The organism is Echinicola vietnamensis DSM 17526 (assembly GCF_000325705.1).
In the GTDB taxonomy this organism is placed as follows: Bacteria; Bacteroidota; Bacteroidia; order Cytophagales; family Cyclobacteriaceae; genus Echinicola; species Echinicola vietnamensis.
The window spans coordinates 4,511,905-4,530,659 of the sequence record NC_019904.1; the positions used below are offsets into that span (position 1 = coordinate 4,511,905).

General features: G+C 44.9%; 15 protein-coding genes. All 15 read right to left on the reverse strand.

What is annotated here, in order from left to right:
* Nucleotides 1-5 precede the first annotated feature (5 nt).
* The 15 genes from ECHVI_RS18385 to ECHVI_RS18455 all read right to left on the reverse strand — a co-directional run bounded on the left by ECHVI_RS18385 (nt 6) and on the right by ECHVI_RS18455 (nt 18,754).
* On the reverse strand, nt 6-626 hold the full coding sequence (locus ECHVI_RS18385) for an RNA polymerase sigma factor (protein WP_015267536.1): 621 nt from the start codon (nt 624-626) through the stop codon (nt 6-8).
* A 274-nt stretch (nt 627-900) separates the two neighbouring features.
* A complete protein-coding gene (locus ECHVI_RS18390) occupies nt 901-2,601 on the reverse strand; it encodes a capsule assembly Wzi family protein (RefSeq protein ID WP_015267537.1) in 1,701 nt (566 codons plus the stop codon).
* A 29-nt stretch (nt 2,602-2,630) separates the two neighbouring features.
* Nucleotides 2,631-3,290: a hypothetical protein gene (locus ECHVI_RS18395; RefSeq protein WP_015267538.1), complete on the reverse strand. Its 660-nt coding sequence runs from the start codon at nt 3,288-3,290 to the stop codon at nt 2,631-2,633.
* A 3-nt stretch (nt 3,291-3,293) separates the two neighbouring features.
* Nucleotides 3,294-4,814, reverse strand: a complete 1,521-nt coding sequence (locus ECHVI_RS18400; protein ID WP_015267539.1) for a DUF4301 family protein — start codon at nt 4,812-4,814, stop codon at nt 3,294-3,296.
* A 136-nt stretch (nt 4,815-4,950) separates the two neighbouring features.
* A complete protein-coding gene (locus ECHVI_RS18405) occupies nt 4,951-6,348 on the reverse strand; it encodes a UDP-glucose 6-dehydrogenase (protein ID WP_015267540.1) in 1,398 nt (465 codons plus the stop codon).
* Between the two features lie 149 nt (nt 6,349-6,497).
* Complete coding sequence (locus tag ECHVI_RS18410) at nt 6,498-8,405, reverse strand: heparinase II/III domain-containing protein (protein ID WP_157501523.1); 1,908 nt, start codon at nt 8,403-8,405, stop codon at nt 6,498-6,500.
* A gap of 10 nt (nt 8,406-8,415) precedes the next feature.
* Nucleotides 8,416-9,303, reverse strand: a complete 888-nt coding sequence (locus ECHVI_RS18415) for a hypothetical protein (protein ID WP_015267542.1) — start codon at nt 9,301-9,303, stop codon at nt 8,416-8,418.
* 6 nt (nt 9,304-9,309) lie between these two features.
* Nucleotides 9,310-10,752, reverse strand: coding sequence for an MBOAT family O-acyltransferase (locus tag ECHVI_RS18420; protein ID WP_015267543.1), 1,443 nt, complete (start codon nt 10,750-10,752; stop codon nt 9,310-9,312).
* A gap of 112 nt (nt 10,753-10,864) precedes the next feature.
* On the reverse strand, nt 10,865-11,635 hold the full coding sequence (locus ECHVI_RS18425; RefSeq protein ID WP_015267544.1) for a WecB/TagA/CpsF family glycosyltransferase: 771 nt from the start codon (nt 11,633-11,635) through the stop codon (nt 10,865-10,867).
* A 1-nt stretch (nt 11,636) separates the two neighbouring features.
* A complete protein-coding gene (locus tag ECHVI_RS18430; protein WP_015267545.1) occupies nt 11,637-12,803 on the reverse strand; it encodes a glycosyltransferase in 1,167 nt (388 codons plus the stop codon).
* A 60-nt stretch (nt 12,804-12,863) separates the two neighbouring features.
* Nucleotides 12,864-13,991 (reverse strand): polysaccharide pyruvyl transferase family protein, encoded by a 1,128-nt coding sequence (locus tag ECHVI_RS18435; RefSeq protein ID WP_015267546.1) that lies wholly within the window; start codon nt 13,989-13,991, stop codon nt 12,864-12,866.
* A gap of 8 nt (nt 13,992-13,999) precedes the next feature.
* The gene (locus ECHVI_RS18440) at nt 14,000-15,421 is read right to left on the reverse strand and encodes an O-antigen ligase family protein (RefSeq protein ID WP_041738868.1); all 1,422 of its coding nucleotides are present in this window, start codon (nt 15,419-15,421) and stop codon (nt 14,000-14,002) included.
* 18 nt (nt 15,422-15,439) lie between these two features.
* Nucleotides 15,440-16,690 (reverse strand): glycosyltransferase, encoded by a 1,251-nt coding sequence (locus ECHVI_RS18445; RefSeq protein ID WP_015267548.1) that lies wholly within the window; start codon nt 16,688-16,690, stop codon nt 15,440-15,442.
* A gap of 1 nt (nt 16,691) precedes the next feature.
* Nucleotides 16,692-17,843 carry a glycosyltransferase family 4 protein gene (locus tag ECHVI_RS18450; protein WP_015267549.1) on the reverse strand — a complete coding sequence of 384 codons (1,152 nt, stop codon included), beginning with the start codon at nt 17,841-17,843 and terminating at the stop codon, nt 16,692-16,694.
* On the reverse strand, nt 17,843-18,754 hold the full coding sequence (locus tag ECHVI_RS18455) for a polysaccharide pyruvyl transferase family protein (protein ID WP_015267550.1): 912 nt from the start codon (nt 18,752-18,754) through the stop codon (nt 17,843-17,845). The genes ECHVI_RS18450 and ECHVI_RS18455 overlap by 1 nt, the downstream gene beginning before the upstream one ends.
* Nucleotide 18,755: the final 1 nt, after the last annotated feature.

Below are 18,755 nucleotides of genomic sequence, written 5' to 3' on the forward strand. Positions count from 1 at the left end.
TTGGTTCACTTTTTAAGGAAGATTTCTTTCAAACTTGAAAGTGCTCTGTAGACGAGTTTTCTGGCTGATTTCACCTCTGTAAAGCCCATCACTTCTGCAATTTGACTATAGGTCATTTCTTCTTCATAAAGCAACAATAGCGCTTGGCGTTGCCGCAGGGTCAACTGGGACAATGCGTGATTGATTCTTTTTTGCTGTTGTTCTCGATGTTCGGATTCTATCAGGATCGTCTCTGGGGAAAGTGAAAGGGCAAAAGCCTTGTGATGAAGTATTTCATCAGCATCCCGGAGCAATCCTCTTTCTTTTAATCTTTTGGTGATTTCGCAGCGGATACATTTAAAAAGGTAGGATTTGATGCTGTGCACCTCTCCTAGACTTCCTCTCCTTTTTCGGAGGTATATAAAAAGATTTTGGATACAATCTTCCACTAAATGGGCATCGCCGCAAAATTGATAACCAAAAGCGAACAAGTCCGCCGCGTAGTTTTTATAAAGGAAACTGAAGGTGGATTCGTTGCCCTTGTTAAAGGACGCCCACACCAATTCATCAGCCATATCCAAGTACTCCTTTTCGGAATACCGAATTTGGTATTTATCGGTTATTTCAGGTGCTTTTTTGGGTTTCATATCAACTTTTATTTGGCTTTTACACCAGATAGTAACATAAAGAGATAGAAAACTCCTCAAATGACCCCATAATTCCGAGAAAAAATCCTTAAAAATGAAATTTTTAGTGTTATTAAAAAATTCAATCGTTTTCTTTAACGATTTAGCAATTATTTACATCAATAAATATAGGTTTTTCAACCTTCTGAAAGGGCAAAAAAAAAGGAAGCCAAGCGGCTCCCTTTTTTCTCCAACTAAAATCTAACAGTAATCTATCACAAATCAACTCATATGCCTACTTCAGCAAGTACATTAAACTAAAATGTCCTACCATATTGTCCTTGTCCAATCCCGGGACCCAATATGTTCCATCGGTGCTGTTTTCAAGGTACCATTTATAATTTAGGGTTTTGACGTACTGGAACTTTGCTGATACCAAAAAGCGGTACACTTGCCATTCGGCTACGAATGAAGGCACCAAATCCACATACTTTCGTCTCCAGTCCTTGATTTCTTCAAAACGTTTATAGTAAAAATCATTGTTATACACGATCCGCTCCATTTGAATGCCCAGTTTAGTGAAATTTCTGTTCCAGCTAACTTCTGCAAAGATCACATTACTCCCTGGCCCATTGCCGGCTCCCATGACCTGGCCATTGTTGGTGTATCCGTGACGGACATATGGATGCGTATACCAGCTCTCTTTGGCCAGAATATTTTCCCGAACCGATTGCCCTGTCTGGGTGGTTTCTAACTGAACACCCAGAAACGTGGACGGATCTTTCAACTGAATATATTTGGTAAATCCCAACGTAAAAGCCCGGTTCAGGTCTGGGTACATGAACATCTCGCGAAAGGTTTTACTGTTTCCGTTTGTGCCATATTCCCCGTAAAACTCAAACAATTTTCCGGGACTGGCCCATCTGAAAAAGCCGGCACTCAGCTGATTGCGCTGTTCTGCATCCAGGTCCACAACATTGGCCGGTCTTTTGGCCCCATTGAAAATGGGCAAATAATCCCCAAAACTGTCCATATCTGCGCGGTACATCTGTGAAACACTGGAATAGCCCAAGGTTAGCCCCGGCAACCATTTGGGCTGATAATTAACGATAATGCCCGCCAAATACCGCTCATCCTCATCCCGTTTGGGAATATACAAGGGCGTTTGTCTGAAGGTATAATCCGATCCTGGAGGAAGATAGCCCGAATTCCTCAGTTTCCCCGCAATCAATTGCCCCTCAAAACGCCCTATATTGGTTTCGATGGGCTTGGTAGTTTCCAGGGTGGCATGCAAAAAGCCCGGGGCGTTATTGCTCATCAAAAGGGAATTCCTCCTCCCCGGCCCCCACCAAATACTCTCAGTGGAGATGCCGATCGCCAAATCTTTGTAATGGTATTTAAGGTGCGATTGCCCCAGCAGGTATTCCACATAGGCATAAGGGCCAAAGCGTTCCACAATATCAGTAGTATTCAGCCATTCGTAATATTGGTCCCAGGTGGATCCCCAGTGCTGCTGCGGAAAGCCTTCGTACGGCAAATTCTGTGCAGTCAAAAGCTCGGGTTGAAATTGTAAACTCAATGCCCCATACCGCACATAAAACCCTGCACTGATCAAGGTCTGCAATCCGGCATTGGGAATCATCGCCCCGTCATTGACACCAAAAGCATAATCCGAGTTGTACTGGCCCCTGACCATTTCTGGAAGCATTTTGATGCTGCCCTTCCCTCGGCCAAAAGACAGGGCCCGCTTTTGCCCATAAAGCTCCTCATACCAGCCGTTCTTCTTGTGCCCGGTAACCTGCAAATCGGTCACTTCGGGGGTCAAGGGAAGGATGGTCAGGGAATAGTTAGGGTTAAAATTCCCGATCAGCTGCTGTCTTCTTAAATATTCCTTGAGAAAAGGGGCGTTTAAGTTGGTCGATTGCGCCTTGGCAGAATAGGCCATCGACGCAAAAACAAGCATGGCCCCTATCCCCTTCTTTAAATTGGTAAACATATATCAATTATCCATCTTGTCCGGTAATGTTATTCTACCAGACTTACTTTAATGCTGGACAAGGACCAGCTTTCATCACATATCTGGGAACTGTTCAGGTATTTTTGGACGGTTTTATCGCCGCAGACCAGTGTAAGCTGGTCTCCTTTGTGGCGGACGATCTCCGAAATCCTGTATTTGGTGGTCCATCCTATGGAATCGGCATATTGGCAAAGTCCAGGAAGTGCTGTTTCCAAGGCCCCTGTTTTGGGATCATTATGCCTGCCATAAGCATCCGGAAAGGATTGGCTCAGGCACCAGGTGGACATGCAGGGTTGGTTTGAAAAGGTGGTATTTACCAACGCTTGGTCATCCACATTCAAGTACCATATGTCCGGCCCACTCGACGATCCGGCATTGCCATCCCACGAATCATGGAGCAGCAGCTCTACGGTAATTCGCAGCATTTTATGGGCCGGTAGATTGTCCACTTGGACTGCCACCTCTTCATTATTATAATTGCCCAATACGGTCGTTCCATTATAGCTCCTCCACCTTCCATTCCGCACCTCCTGAAGTTGTTCCCCATTAAAGTCATTTTCATAGACGACTACTTCTTCGGGGGCCAATCCTTCATGGCATGCTCCCATCACTCCTATTGCGACCAACAAACCGTATCGCACTAACCTATCTAAAACACGCTTTTTCATGTACTATTTTTCCATTTTCACCATAGGCTGGTGCGCTTCCCGTAAGAGGTCATTGATGGTTTTTACTGGTGTAAAAGTCTCCAATGGCACTTCTACAAAAATGGTATTCCAATCGGACATGCCCCCATTCCACAAACCCGGCAATTCCAAGGCTTTCAGGGCCTTCCCATTCAGGGATTTTTCACTGATCAATCCTGCATCGGAATCCGCAAACTGTGGTAGGGAGAAGTTTCGGCCATCGCGCCTTTTAATGGAACAAACCAAGTCTACTGGATTGAAATGGGTGCTTTCCATCAATAAGGCTTCCTGGTGCTTTGGATCAATTTGTGCCTTTTCGGCAATTTGAAGGGAAATTGACCCGTCGTGGTTTTGGGTCCAGAACGGTCCTCCACCGGGCTCGCCTGTATTTCGCACCATCCCACAAATGCGGATGGGCCGTTCCAGCTTGCTTTTAAGAAAGGACCGTCGTTCCATCAATGCACTTCCCCAATAGGCTTTCGGCAACACCACACACAGTTCCTGCTGTAAAAACTCCTCTATAGCTGCTTCCACGCCTTCTTCACCTTCTTCCAAGGCGTCCAAATAATCAAATACCTGCTGCTGGAGGTTCAGAAGTAATCCGCCCATGGCCATTTTATACTCACTGGAAACCTTACCGCCCCGTTCTCCGGCTACATTGTCGATGTTTTTGATAAAGATCACGTCTCCATCGATGTCTTCCAGGTTGCTGAGCAAGGCCCCATGTCCTCCTGGCCTAAACAACAAGGTCCCATCATCTTTGAGAAAAGGGGTATTGTCCACGTTGACCGCAATGGTATCCGTAGAAGCCTTTTGCTGTGAAAAACTCACCTCAAAAGTGATGTCATGTTCTTTTTCCAATACAGCTTTCACCCGGTTGCATTCTGCATTAAACGCTTCCAAATGCTCATTAGAAACGGTGAAATGCAAGTGAACCTTCCTGTCCTTGCCCACACCATATTGAAGGCCTTCCACGAAATGTTCGTGCACGGGAGTCCTTTCATGGTCATCGTAGCGATGAAACTTCACCAGGCCCTTTGGCAAGTTTACATAGCCCAGGCCACTGTCGAGTAAAAATTGGGAAATGATCAATTTAAAGTCTTTGTCCTGCAATGCCAGTCCTGCATAGCTCCCCACTTTGCCCAAGCTTTGCTCCAGGTCTTCATAAAATGGAAAATTACGCAAGTGCTTGATGAAGGTTTCGGCTTCTTGGTTATGGGCCAAGTAGCCGTCTCCATCCAAGAACTCGAAGAGCTTTTTGAACATTCTTGATGCCGCTCCACTTGCCGGGACAAATTTGACCATGGCAAGACGATCGCGCTGGGCCAGAAAATCCTTTCCTAGCCTGCTGATTTGATCCGTCGACAGCACCTTGATCCCATCGGTAGCCTGGGCTGGACGGACAATAGACAAATAAGGAAATCCTTTAGCAAATCGGTCAATCTGCGCCTTCACTGCCGGCAAGGATTTACCTTGAATAGAAATCTTTTCTGAAAATGCTTCCATAATTTTAAATGCTTTAGCGTTGGTGTGGTTAATCCTGTAATCAAAAGCTGCAGAGCGATAGCCCAAAAAGGAAAGATCCTGTATGATGGACCTCCCTTCTGTGGACTAAACACTTACAACACACGGCTAAAAAATATCACGTCGTTCCAATGGTATACACCCGGAAACCAATGTCCCTTAACTTTTGCTTATCCAGTACACTTCTTCCATCAAAGACCTGGGCAGGCTTTAACATGTTATCGTAGATTTTTTGCCAATCGTAATCGACAAACTCGTCCCATTCGGTAAGTACCGCCACGGCATGAGCGCCCTTACAAGCCTCATAGGGACAGTGCTCTGCTTTCATGAGTTTTCTGTTATCTACCTTGTTCCTGGAATTAAGGTAATCCAAGTCGCTGTACATCTGCTCTTCTTTTACCTTAGGGTCAAAGACCGTTACCTTGGCGTCCTCATTGAGCAAGTGGTCAGCCACATAGATGGCAGCGGATTCCCGGGTATCATTGGTATCTTTCTTAAAGGCCCAGCCCAGAAAAGCGATCTTTTTGCCACTGACCGTATTGTACAACGAACGGATGATGTTCTTCGCAAACCTTCCTTTTTGGTGGTCATTGATCTTGATGACCTGCTCCCAGTAATCGGCTACACTGGTCAATCCATAGCTTCTGCTGATATACACCAAATTAAGGATGTCTTTCTGAAAACAAGAGCCCCCAAACCCTACAGAGGCCTTGAGAAATTTGTTGCCTATTCGGCTGTCCGTTCCGATGGCCCTGGAAACTTCATTGATATCCGCTTCTGTGCTTTCGCATAACTCAGACAAGGCATTGATAGAGGATACCCGCTGGGCCAAAAAAGCATTGGCTGTAAGCTTAGAGAGCTCTGAAGACCATACATTGGTCGTTAGGATTTTCTCTCTCGGCACCCAATGGCCGTATACCTCTACAAGTGCCTCCATGGCCTCCAGTCCTTCGGGTGTTTTGGTGTCCCCACCGATCAGCACACGGTCTGGATCCATTAGATCCTCTATGGCCGTTCCTTCTGCCAAAAACTCCGGATTGGAAAGTATCTGGAATTTGGTCCCGTTACCGGTATTTTCCAGGATATCCCGAATGGCTTCTGCAGTCCTAACGGGCAAGGTGGATTTTTCCACTACGATCTTATCCGATTCGGCGGCGGCGGCGATTTGTCGCGCGCAGAGCTCAATCCACTTCAGGTCCGCAGCTTGGCCTTTTCCTTCTCCATAGGTCTTGGTCGGAGTATTGACAGAGATAAAGATCATGTCGGCTTCCTGGATGGCTCCTTCCACATTGGTGCAGAACCGAAGGTTTCTGCCCCTGGCCTCGGCGACTACCTTGTCCAAACCGGGTTCGTACACCGGCAGGTTGTCCAAATTCTCGTCGTTCCAAGCTTTGATTCTTTCTTCATTGATGTCCACTACGGTCACGTAGATATCAGGACATTTCTGGGCAATTACAGCCATGGTGGGACCACCTACGTATCCGGCACCAATACAACATATTTTTTTGACTTTCATTCGGTTAATTAATTGATGGTTTAAAAACAATGAACTAAACAGTAGCGCTATAAAAACAGGGATAAATCCCCTTTGGCATTAGGGTTATTGTGTATTTAGGTAGAATCGATTCTGATGTTGGTTTCTGTTATCGTACTTGCTACTTATGGTCACTTCCATTCAGAAAGGGAAAGAGAGGGGCTGGACAATGAAGCTTCTGAAGAGCCCGGTATGAGCAGCACCTCAATGGCTGCTGGCTTCCCTTCAGGAACCAAAAGTTCAAACCCTACTATGTTGACGCCTTTATTGGGGGCATCATATGCTTTTTGCTTATGGGCCGGCCACATCTTGATTTTGGTGGGTGTGGAAGACTTCACGATCATGCTCAGGTGCTCTCCATCTTTCTTCAAGAGGGCTTTGTTCCCTTGGATCCTTACCTTGGCCGGTGTGACCATTTGCCATCTGATGCTGACGGGCTCAGGGGAACTGCTGATTTCATCTCTGATAATGACTAGCTTATCTTCCTTAATCCCCACCCCACGCATCACTTTACGGTCTTTCCTGAGAAAAACATCTGTCAAGTCGCCCACCGCAAAGCGAAAAGTACCCGTATCGTTATAATCCATTAACTTGGCCTTTCCTTCCACATCCATTAGGGAATCGTCCAGGGTAAGCGTATTATGGCCATAGTTATTGTGCCTAAAAACTGTCCAGCGTCCACCATGCTGACTGCTGTCCCACAGGTTTACTTTTTTTGATGAAAGAGAATGGTAGTCTTGCATGCCCATGTCCATCGCCCACCTTACACCATCCGCCTCTAAGACAAATGCTCCCATATCCATATGGGCATGATGCTCATGGGCATTCCCCAGTTTTAGTCCCAAAAAAATCCCGTTGGCATCCTGCCATGAGGTACGCATGGTGACCACTTCGTTATCCCCTTTTCCCCTCCAAGCCTTCGATGAAGGAGCAGGGATATCCTCGGGCATAAATTCCGTTCCCAGCAATATAACGGCAGGAAGCATCCTTGATTGAGGCAGCCCTTTAAAGTCCATATTCTCCAAAACCTTCTTTTCGTTCCACAGCAGTGAGGGATCACCTGTAGTTGCTGCCATCCAAAATATCGCGGGATTTAGGTAGTGCTTTTCAAGGGCATCGCTCCAATTGAATGCATCCCCTGAATTGGCAATCATGTGCACGAAGAACTGCCCGGAAGCTAAAAATCCCGGTGAATAATAAGCTGCTATCTGATCATGCATGATCGGCTCCAAGGCTGCTAACATCAGCGTATGAAAGGTCGTCCCGTAGGTCCAGTACATCAGCCCCTCAGGAAAACCACCGTTTTCTCCATAGGTGGACATGGGCAGCTGGCTGCTATCCAGTGAGCGCTTTATAGTGTTCATCGCCAGTTCTGGTGCCTCATCATAGATCGCGATGGAGGCCCACACCATCGCTGCGTTACATACTTGGTTCCAGTTATTGTCCAATGCTAAAAACTGATTGAAAGCATCGTCATAAGATGGCAATATTCCCTTCTCCACCAGGGATTTCTTAACCTGTTCCCGCTCTTGAACATCCATTTGATGATACAACCAATCATAGGCCAAGGATACGGCCATGGTCATCTCTGCCACATCTAAAAACACCTGTGGATTCCAACTGTCCAAGGTACAGGCATGTAATACTTCTTGGATTCCCCTTTTCGCAAAATCAACTTCCCCGGTAAACTGATAGGCATAGCTAAGGTAAAAGATTTTCCTAAATAGCTCCCTGGCTTGTGGCAACATGGTTTTGCCCCGATAATGGAAAGAAGTGACCGGTTCATCCAGTAGCTCCCTTGCTGTCTTTTTCACCATCTCATCCAGCGTCTTCCAACAGCCCTCTTTCCTGCACGCCTCATGGACCGTTTCTTTTCTACCTTTCTGTAAGAGGATTCTAGGATGGGCAGGGATACCATTTGCCCCTGGCAGGTCTTGCGCCACGACATATAGGGGGACACCCCCCAGCAGCATCCAGCAAAGCCCGAAAATGGTCATGCTACGCTTTAAGAAGGTCAACGTAACTTTCTCTACCGCCAAAATCTGCTTATCAATCAGTGGAAGCCCTATACCTCACAAGGTTATTTTCCAGCATATCTGCCAGCTTCTCCCCTCCTTCTTGGTTCAAATGGTCCTCATCTGAAAAAAGGTCGTTTCGATTGGCGAACACTTCTTGGAAATCAAGAATTTTACAATTATGCACTTTCAACACACTGTCAGCCCCAAAATTTGATGATTCCATCGCCGAAAGATATGCCGAAGTAAGCGGATACTTTATTCCAATTACCTCTACATTGTTTTCTCTGCAACGTAAAATGATCTCTTCTAAATCCTCGGCCAGTTTTGCAGATTTTGACAAGTTGCTAAAATGAAGATTGACCCTTTTTTCTCCTTTGGCTAGTTTATTCCCTACAGCTTTCCACTCCTGTTTCACCAAATTATGCTTTAAAAATGATTTTAGCCTAGCCATGAAAATGTCCCGATTCTTGGGGCTTATCAAGGAAAAATATCGCTTTACATATTTCAAATAGGCATATTCCCAAAAACTGTAATCGGTCTCCTTAAGTGGCACGTAATGGATCGAAGCTTCGATGTTGTTTAGGTTTTCCCGGTAGTTTGAGAGTAAATGGTTATCCGCCGAGACCAGAACATAGTCCAAGTCTTTATGCTGGAGGTAAAAATTCAGCTTATTTTTCATGTCCTCATAAGAGTCACTGCTCCAGGAGATATTCATGATGCCTCGATCCTCCATGTTTTGCTTTAGCGGCAATCCATGGGAATCAGCCATGATCACTCCTTTGAGCTTTTTCCCTTTTATTTCCCGCGTCATCTTGGTGTAAGGGACATAATACAACCCATCCACTACAAATGTCACCAAAATATTGATGGCCAATGCTCCAAGTATAAAAGGAACGAGTTTTTGAAAGTATTTTTTCATGGTCGTTTAGAATTGGAAGTAAATAAACTCGATTTCGTCTGAGAAATTTCCTGCGAAATAAATCAATATAAATACGCCATAGTACACCCCATATCGCAAGGGACGTCGCCACTTCAGTCCCAAGGACTGTATCGCAAAATCGCCTTCTTTGCCCAGCCATTCGATCGCCACAAACAAGGCTACCAAAGCCAAAATCCTTACCGGAAACACTTCTGGCTTCACCAAAAGGGAAGGCGAAAACATGTTGGCTATATAATCTACCGCCATGGTGACACTCTCAGCCCTAAAAAACACCCAGGCCAAGCACGTAACCCCAAAGGTCAGCAACACCTGTCCAGCTTCTTTAAAAGTGGGAAAAAGCTTTCCTTGAGCCACCTGGTCAAGGTTATGCCGATTTTTGCCTGCGAGCATTAAAGGCAAAAAACAAAGGGCATTCAACGCTCCCCAAATCACAAAGGTCCAATTGGCCCCATGCCACAATCCACTGACCAAAAAGATGATAAAGGTATTCCTGATCTTCATTCCCAGTCCTCCGCGACTGCCTCCAAGCGGGATGTACAAGTAATCCCTAAACCACGTGGAAAGGGAAATATGCCACCTTCTCCAAAATTCTGCCATGTCCCTGGAAAAATAGGGAAAGGCAAAATTCTTCATCAAGTCAAACCCAAACAAGCGGGACACACCAATCGCAATATCCGAGTAACCCGAAAAATCCCCATAAATCTGAAAAGCAAACATGACCGCTCCCAAAACGAGCGTACTTGCTGAATACTCTTGGTAATTTTGGAAGATAACATTTACGTATTCTGCACAATTATCCGCGATGACCACTTTCTTAAAAAAACCCCAAAGGATCTGCTTGGTGCCATCTGCCGCCAGCATATAATCAAACTTACGACGCCTGTAAAATTGGGGCAGTAAATGTGTCGCCCTTTCGATGGGGCCTGCCACCAGCTGGGGAAAAAAACTGACGAATGTAGCAAAGCTTACAAAGTCCCTGGCCGGTTCCAGTTTTCGCTTGTACACATCGATCGAATAGCTGAGGGTCTGGAAAGTGTAAAAGCTGATCCCCACAGGAAGCACAATGCTGATGGCTCGCGGGTGGATGGATTGGCCAAAGAAACTGAACATCTCCGTAAAACTGTCCGCAAAGAAATTATAGTACTTAAAGAAACCTAAAAAGCCTAGGTTAACCAAGACACTACAGGCCAACAGCCATTTTCGAGTGGTTTCTTGCTCGGCCTTGTCCATCCTCCTTCCAATCAGGTAATCCAATACCGTGCTGAATAGAATCAAGGACAAAAATCGCCAATCCCACCAACCATAAAACACATAGCTGGAGACCAATAACAAGAGGTTTTGTTGCTTGATGTTTTTCTGAAAGACAAACCAATAGCAAAAAAACACCAGTGGCAAAAAGATTGCAAAATCAAGTGAATTAAACAGCATTTCCGTTAACGTTTATGATAGTCGGTTTCGTGATGCTTCATCTGGGCAAGGGGAATTTTATGCAGATCCTAAAGGGAACATGGATCATGCATGCTTCAGCTTATAAAACTGCTTAGGTCTTCAGCTTCTTGAGCGGGGGATTCCTAAGGTCACTGGCGGCCAGCCTAAAGATGTACCATGGTTCGATCAAATAACGGAACCAAAACCTATTGGGATCTTCCTGCAGTCGGTAGAGCCACTCCAGTCCCGTTCTGCCCATCCACCGTGGTGGCGTACTGACTGTTCCTGCCACATATTCTATGGCTGCTCCACAGGTCATGATCACGGAGGCATTTAGCTCATCCTTGTTATCAAGGATCCAGTGCTCCTGCCTTGGCATCCCCATTCCCACAATAAGAATATCGGGCGCATATGCATTGATCAACTGAACGACGGCTTGATTTTCTTGGCTGCGCTTGTTCGTGTCAAAATATCCATGACGATACGTAATTTCCAGTCCCGAAAATTTATCCCTCAGGATATTGACTCCTTTGGATACACTGACTTCATCGGCTCCCAAGTAAAAGACCTTGAGTTTTTCATCCCTTACCCTTTCCATCAGGGGATCCATTAAATCCACCCAAGTCAGTCGGTTGTCTTTGGAAAGTGGGTAGCCCAAGGCCTTGCCCAGCCAAACCAACGGCATCCCATCGATCCGCTTCTTGGCGATGGAATAGAGTCGCTTCAATTGTTCTGAGTTGGATTTATGGTAAGTATAGATCCCATGCAAGTTTTGGCTTAGGATGATATTGCGCTCCTTCGCTCTTGCAGAACGGACAATAAAATCGAGGAGTGAAGACAAGTTAAAATCATCCACTTCTGTTCCCAGTAGTTTATAGGCCATATCAGTTGAGTGTTTTCGTTTCCTTTAAAATATATTCGATTCTAGACTTCCAGCTATGGGAGGTCACGACAGGTCTTCTGATTTCTTCCGGCCTAAACTTCCCTTCCTTGAACAGTCCGTAGGCGGTTCGTATTTTCTCGACCAGATCATCTACATCTCCTGATTTGAAGCAAAAGCCGTTTACACCATCATGGATCATATTGGAAGCATCTTGGAATTTGGCCGCCAATACGGGCTTGCCCATGGAGAGGTATTCATAAATCTTTAAGGGAGAATGGTACATTTTACCTGACTTCGTGGCCACTTGCCCCGAATAGCACACATCAAATCCACCGATATACCCCGGGATTTGATCCCACGCCTTTCTTCCCACAAACTTGATGGTGTCCGACAAGCCAGCATTAGCGCAATCAGTTTCCCAGTCTTGCTTTTTGAGGCCATCTCCTACTACGGTCACTTTTAGAGGAATTTCATCTTTCAGGATATCAACAGCCCTGATCAAGACATCCACCCCGCACCACGCGATCACCGACCCCACAAAACCTATGGTAAATTCATCATGTTCGCGAATGGGGGTCACCCTTTCAGGATCAAAACGGTCCGTATCCACCCCATTGGGCACCACCAGGATCTTCGCCGGATCAATATCAAAATGATCCAGCACCATCGCCTTAAGTTCATCGGTAACACAGATCAGGTAATCGCAGGATTGGTAGGCCTTTGCTTCCATTTTTTTGCAAATGCCCGATAGGATGATGCTCTTCCGGTCATTTTTGGCTTCTTCATACAGCACACTGTTGGTTTCCAATATCCATGGCACCCCATGCTTCCTGAATTTATGTCCCATCAACTGGAAAGCGCCTAACCTTTCGTAGACACAATCCACCTCTGTATGCTTCTTGAAAGAAAGTCGATTGTTATACATTCCATAAGTGATCCTGATCAGATCTGCGGCCAGGCGCTTAAAAAAACTTTTGGAAAGGCTCTTCTGAAAATCAGTCTTATGGCCACTTTTCATGATGCGGTTTCCCACTATAAACTCGGCCACTTCCCAGTTCATCGATTTAAAACCATTGATCACGCCAAGAATATGGGCCCTGGCTCCACCTGCATCGGCTTTCAACTGTGTGGATACCCGCGGAGCTCCTGACAAGTAAAGTAATTTCATGTATAAGTTCGTTGGTAGAGGTTTAAATTGTGTTTTGGGACTTGCTATTCAATGTACCGCTCAGCCGTTGAGGACTTTGGCCATGCTGTCCATGGTTAGCGCATGGTAGCGCTGTTCGATCTGCGCTAGCTGCTCCATGATCTGAGTCCGGTTTTCTAATAGCGTGAGCACTTTCTCCAGTATTGCCTCATTGGTATCACTGGCTTCCAGCAGCAAATCATGCAATCCTGCATCATGGTAAATCCCTTTGATCTTGAGGTGCTTATCAATATCGGAAAGCACCAATGGCAGCACATCATATTTCGCTGCCAGCAAAGCCCCGTGCAGCCTGTTGGTGATGATGGCCACGCCATTTTGATAGGCTCTTCCAGCCGTTTCTAAGGTAATTTGTGCTTCCTCAAAATCCACTTCATACCCTTTGGCCCTGAGCGTTTCATGAAGCTCCTTGCAAAAGGCATAATCCCCCAATACCTGATAGGTAATCTTCAGCTTATAGCGATCTTTCAAGTGATCAATGATAAACATCAGTCTTTCGACCAAGGCATTTTTGTAGCGCTGCCCGTCGTCATCCTTGTAAATGGCATCGCGGAAACTAAAAATGATTTCTTCCTTCTGGGCTTGGGATAGGTCTACCCCATTGGCATGATACGTCCAGGCCAAATCCGGAAAAAAGCGTGCTTTGGGAATGCCGATTTCATGGGCCAAACTCAGCGAGATCGAGTCCCTAACCCAGTAGTGATGGGTAAACCAAGCTCGGATCCGTTCACTTACTGCTTGTTTTTTACCAATCGGCCCCATGGAAAAACCCATTCTGACAATTTTTACCCTTAGGAGCTGTAAAGCGATCAAAAAGGCGGTGTATTCCATGTTTTTTCTGATTTTCTTGTTGGAATTACCGAAAATATGACCGGGAGGGCCGGCCACCATGATCACTTTTTGGCCTTTTTTAAATAGGCTGGCCCAAGCTTTTTGGAAAAGCTGTTTATAAAAACTTCCTTTATTGCTAGAGCTTTTCTCATGGCTGGCCAAATTCAGCGCTTCCTTATAAAAACCGGGTAACTTTTCATCATTGATCACTACGTTTCCATGGGTTCGGAACAACTCGATGAGTGATTTGTTGATGAGCACATCTCCCGTATTTTCAAACTGGGTATTGCCCTGAAAGTAAGTGGTGACTGTTTTTTCCATACAAATGATTAATTGACAAGTTGCTGTGTAAAACGCAATGGTTTAACTTGGTAATGATGTGAAGACCGGGAATGAAAAGCCTTAAAAACATGGACTTGGCCAATCAAAAATGTCAACGTGATCATTTCCCTCTTTAAAGGAGCCCAGCCAAAAAAGCCATACACAAAGATGGATATCATAATCCCGACGGTGGCCAAGCTGAAGATATTGACTGCAATATTGCTTGTCTTTAGGGTTTTGGTATGACTGGAGACTTTGCTTCCAAAAAACACCAGCCAAAGCATCATCCCTATGATTCCGGTCTCCGCCAGTACGATCAAATGGATATTATGAATGGGATTGGTCGTAATAAATTCCACCACCGCCAAATCCTGAGTGACCCTGATGAAATGCCCCATATAATAGACATGCGCATTGATGCCAACGCCAAGTAACTTCGCCCTGCTCCAAATATCGTACCCCATAAACCAAGATGAGAAGCGTACCTCGATCTGGTTTTCGAAATCACTCGCCAGAAAAAGTTCACTAAGCGGCGTTAAAAAAAGCACCCCTATTAAGGCCGCAAAACCAAAGGCTGCCAATACCAGGTTTTTGACAGAGAAAAAGCTCTTTTTGGAATAGAATGATACGAGTACTATACCAATAATGATGGCACTGGTCACGTAAGTAGTCCTGGAAAAGGTGAGAAGTATAATGAATACATTTGCCAAAAAACAGTACAGGGAAAGCGACTTTTTAAATCCATTGAGGTAAGAGGACAAGAAGAATATTGCGGTAATCAAGGAGAACAAGGCCAACGTACCTGGATGGCCAAATATCCCCACCGCAGAAGTATACCCTTCCCGCTTCAACGCATAATCAATCATGTCTTCCCCTTTGAAAAAGGTCAATGCGGCTTCTATGCCCAAAACGGGATACATAATGACCAGCACTGTCTGCAGGACTGTTATCACCATCAACCCGTCAAAAACACCTTTTAGCGCCTCTCCTTGGGTGAAATTGCCCTTGATATAATTTACCGAAAGGAAAATTTGTCCGGCATAGCAAAGAAATATCAAAACGGATTTAGGATAGGGATTCATGGGATTAAAGAGCGCTATCATGCTCATTACCAGCACCACTATCTCCCACTTGTATTCCTTGAATCGAAGCACTGCAAAGCGCTGGTATCCCAAGAAAAAACCAATCGGAATCACAAAAGTGGAAAGGGAAATCCATAGCGAATTCCCAAATACCCCCAATCGATCGACCATGGTTCCTTCATAATTGGTCTTGGTCAAAAACGTATGAAAGGAAGTACCAAAATCAAATGCCAGCATCAACACAAAAAAGCTGATCAGCATGTGGTTGGACCGCTTGCCTTGCCAATTTAAATACCCCCATTTCCCCAAGGAATAGATAAGGGCCAAGAGTAAAACAACTTTATTCATTCGGGCTGTGCTGGTATCTTACGTTAGCTGAAATTGTTTGGTAGGAGTACTTAATGCAGAAAGGGATTGGGCAAATGCAGCATAATTTTTCTCTGCATTAAAATTTTCATGGTAAAACTCCCTCACCTGATCAGCTGGAATATTTTTCTCCAATACTTCTGTAAAACCTTCCACTACTTCAGTCAAGGTGGGATTGGGAGGTAATAATTTTCCGGTTTCTGCACCGACGATTTCCCCTGTTCCCCCTACTTTGGTGGCGACAATGGGGATCCCAAACGAAATCGCTTCCATTATCGATACGGGTATCCCCTCTGTGGAGCTGAGATTGGTGAACAGATCGACAGGCTGCTCGGCGTAGTAGGTATAAATCGCTTCATTTTTGACATATCCTTTTAGGATAATGGTCAAATTGCTTGGGACACCTGCTTTGTCCCTAAGTTTGTCCCAGCCATTGCCATCACCAAAATGCACCCATTTAACGTGCTGCCGAGGATGTTCTAAGGCATATTGGATGACAGCCTTTTTGATAAAATCCACCCGCTTCATCGGAGCAACCCTGGATACTGAAACGATCACCGACCTCCCATCTCCTGATTTTCGGGCCACCTGTTGCTTATCAAAAACACCTAATTTCGATACTTCTATAGCGGAATTATTTCCGTATTTGGTTTCGAGGAAGCTTTTTCCATCCTCAGAAATGGAATAAAGGGCTTGTAACTGATCCAAGCAATATTTCCTATAGGGCCAAAAAGAACGGACGTTCGGTGCATCTTCATAAATGTCAAAGCGGTGCGCCCTGCTGATGACCGATGCGGCCATCTTTCCGGATTCCCTTAGCTGTAAAAAGCCATATGTGGCCTCGTTGAACCAATAGGTGTAAACGACATTTGTCTTCTGGAGCAATTCAGCTTTGCCCTCAAAGAAATGTGCATAAGCCCTTCCATTGGAGATAAATTTTAGCAGCATGGCCACATCCTTCCATGACTTTAGCTTTTTCCGGTGCGCCCATACGGCCTTTATAAAATCGCTGGAAAACAAGGCCTGGATGGCTCGGGAGACTTTTCTTTGGTAAGCTTCCGAAAATGAACAATTGACAACTACATTTTCAGGTACTTTTCTGCAGTAACTTCCTATTTCATACGGATAGACCGTTACTTTATCATAGCATTTCGCCACCAGCTTAATCTCACTTTCCAGAAAAGCTTCCGTCTTGAAAAAAGGAAACCTTTTAGTGATTAATATTAATTCCTTTGAGCCCATAACTTTCATGTCAAATTGCCTGGTATAGTTTTACAAGTTGTGCCGTATTGTATGCCGCCGAGTTTTCATTTTTAGGCTGGAAAACCTCTTCATTTATGTCTTTGCCAAGGAACGTATCTAAGGCCTTGGTCAATCCCTCTTCGTCTTGACGATCGTATACCAAACCACATTCTTCGGAAACTGCTTCGGGTAGCCCGCCGACGTTGGAAACGATTACTTTTTTTTCCAGTCCAAAGGATGTCATCACCACACCACTTTGGGTCGCATCTTTGTACGGGCAGATCACGGCCCTGCTGTGCCTTACCAAAGCAGCCACTTCCTCGTTCTCCAAAAAGCGATTGATGATGGTAATCCGCTCACTCTTCACCAATTCATCCGGGACAGCGAAATTGGCCTTCCATTTTCCCGCGATGACCAATTTTAGATCTGGATGCCGTTTGGAAAGCGCCTGGAAGCTCTTCAATAGATCATCTACGCCTTTGTATTGGGACACCCTTCCGATAAATAAAAGATAATTGTCAGGAAGCGGTATTGCTGAGGTACTGCTTTCGTAATTGGCATAAAAGGTGTATGGAACCAATGAAAGATTATGAACCGATTTTTTGTTACCGTAAATGGCCCGGAAAGTCTTTTTTGAATGCTCAGAAAACGTGAGAAAAAAATCCGCTCTTGGGTACATCAGGCTTCTGATCAATTTTCTTCTCCAATCCTGCTCTCCTGAATGTGGTTTGGGATCGTGCACATCTATCACCCATTTGCGGCACTTCACAAAAAGTGGCAATGCAAATAACTCTATGGAAATATCATCGAAATGAATCACATCAGGAGCGATGGCGTTAATCATTTTAGCCAGCTGCTTGTTCTTTTTTATTCCATCCATACCTACGCGCCTTTTCGGAAAGAAAACAAAATCAAAAGACTTGCAATCCATAATATAAGGGTCAAAAAATGCCGCATCTTTTAACTCGTCCTTGATGGCCGAAAAGGGATAAATCGCTTTGGAGTTATGATGAGGTATTGAAGTGAGGTTAAAGATGGTCGATGATAATTTCCCTTCAGAGGTGATCACAAACACATGAAGGTCCACACGTTTGGCCAATTCCTTTATATACTCAATAGAAAAATCCAAGAACCAAGGATATGTCACATATACTACCTTCATCAAAAAACCGGCTTGTGAAGTTTCTGATTCAGGACCGCGACTTCCTCATCTATCTGGGAAAATACCTGATTTACCCTTTGGTCGGAAGACAAGTCATAGCTAATATTCTGCTGGGAAAGTGTCTTGAGAATTTGATCTTTCACCTTGCTTTTTAACATCACATCGGCCGCCACATTCCCTCCCGTAAGGCTTTTAATCATGGAATGAAATCTTCCCTTTTTGTACAGTGGGATATACAGTGGGTCATGCTGAAAGATCTCTACGGAATTCATCCAGTCCGTCCATTTAAATTCAGCTACCCGCTCCCCTTCTGTATAAGGTGTCGTCAAAATAAAACGTCTCCAGGGGATCCTGAAAATATCAGCTAAAATGGCTCCGTGCATGGCCTCAGAGATCACAAATTTAGAGGCCGCTATTTCTCTCAAGGTATATTCGATCCCTAAATCAGTATGGGTGGTGATGTAGTGTATACCCAGTTCTTTACAAATGCTCTTCCAATCAAAATAGCTTTCAGACTTAAAGTAAGGGATGAAACTGACCTCGTACTGTTTACTCGTCTGGGCTATTTGCTGAAATTCAGGGAGCAATTGGAGGGCATAAGCTGCATCAGAAATATAATCGAACTTTCTATTAAAGTGGTTGGAAGAGAGTGGCCCCCTCAAAAATCGAACGTCCCATTGATCATCCATAGGAAACTGCTTATATACCGGTCGGACTCCGGTGCCAAAAACCACCTTTCTTTTGTTTCGAGCGCCAATGATATGCTTATTATGTTCATATAAAATGGTGCCTATTCCTAAAAAAGCCAGGTCATCTGAAGAATCTTCCTCACCAAATAGCTTTGGCCATAACCAACCGTTCAGGTCGTCGCCGAAGTTTCCTTTTTTTGTTTTATAGTATAAATACTCCATA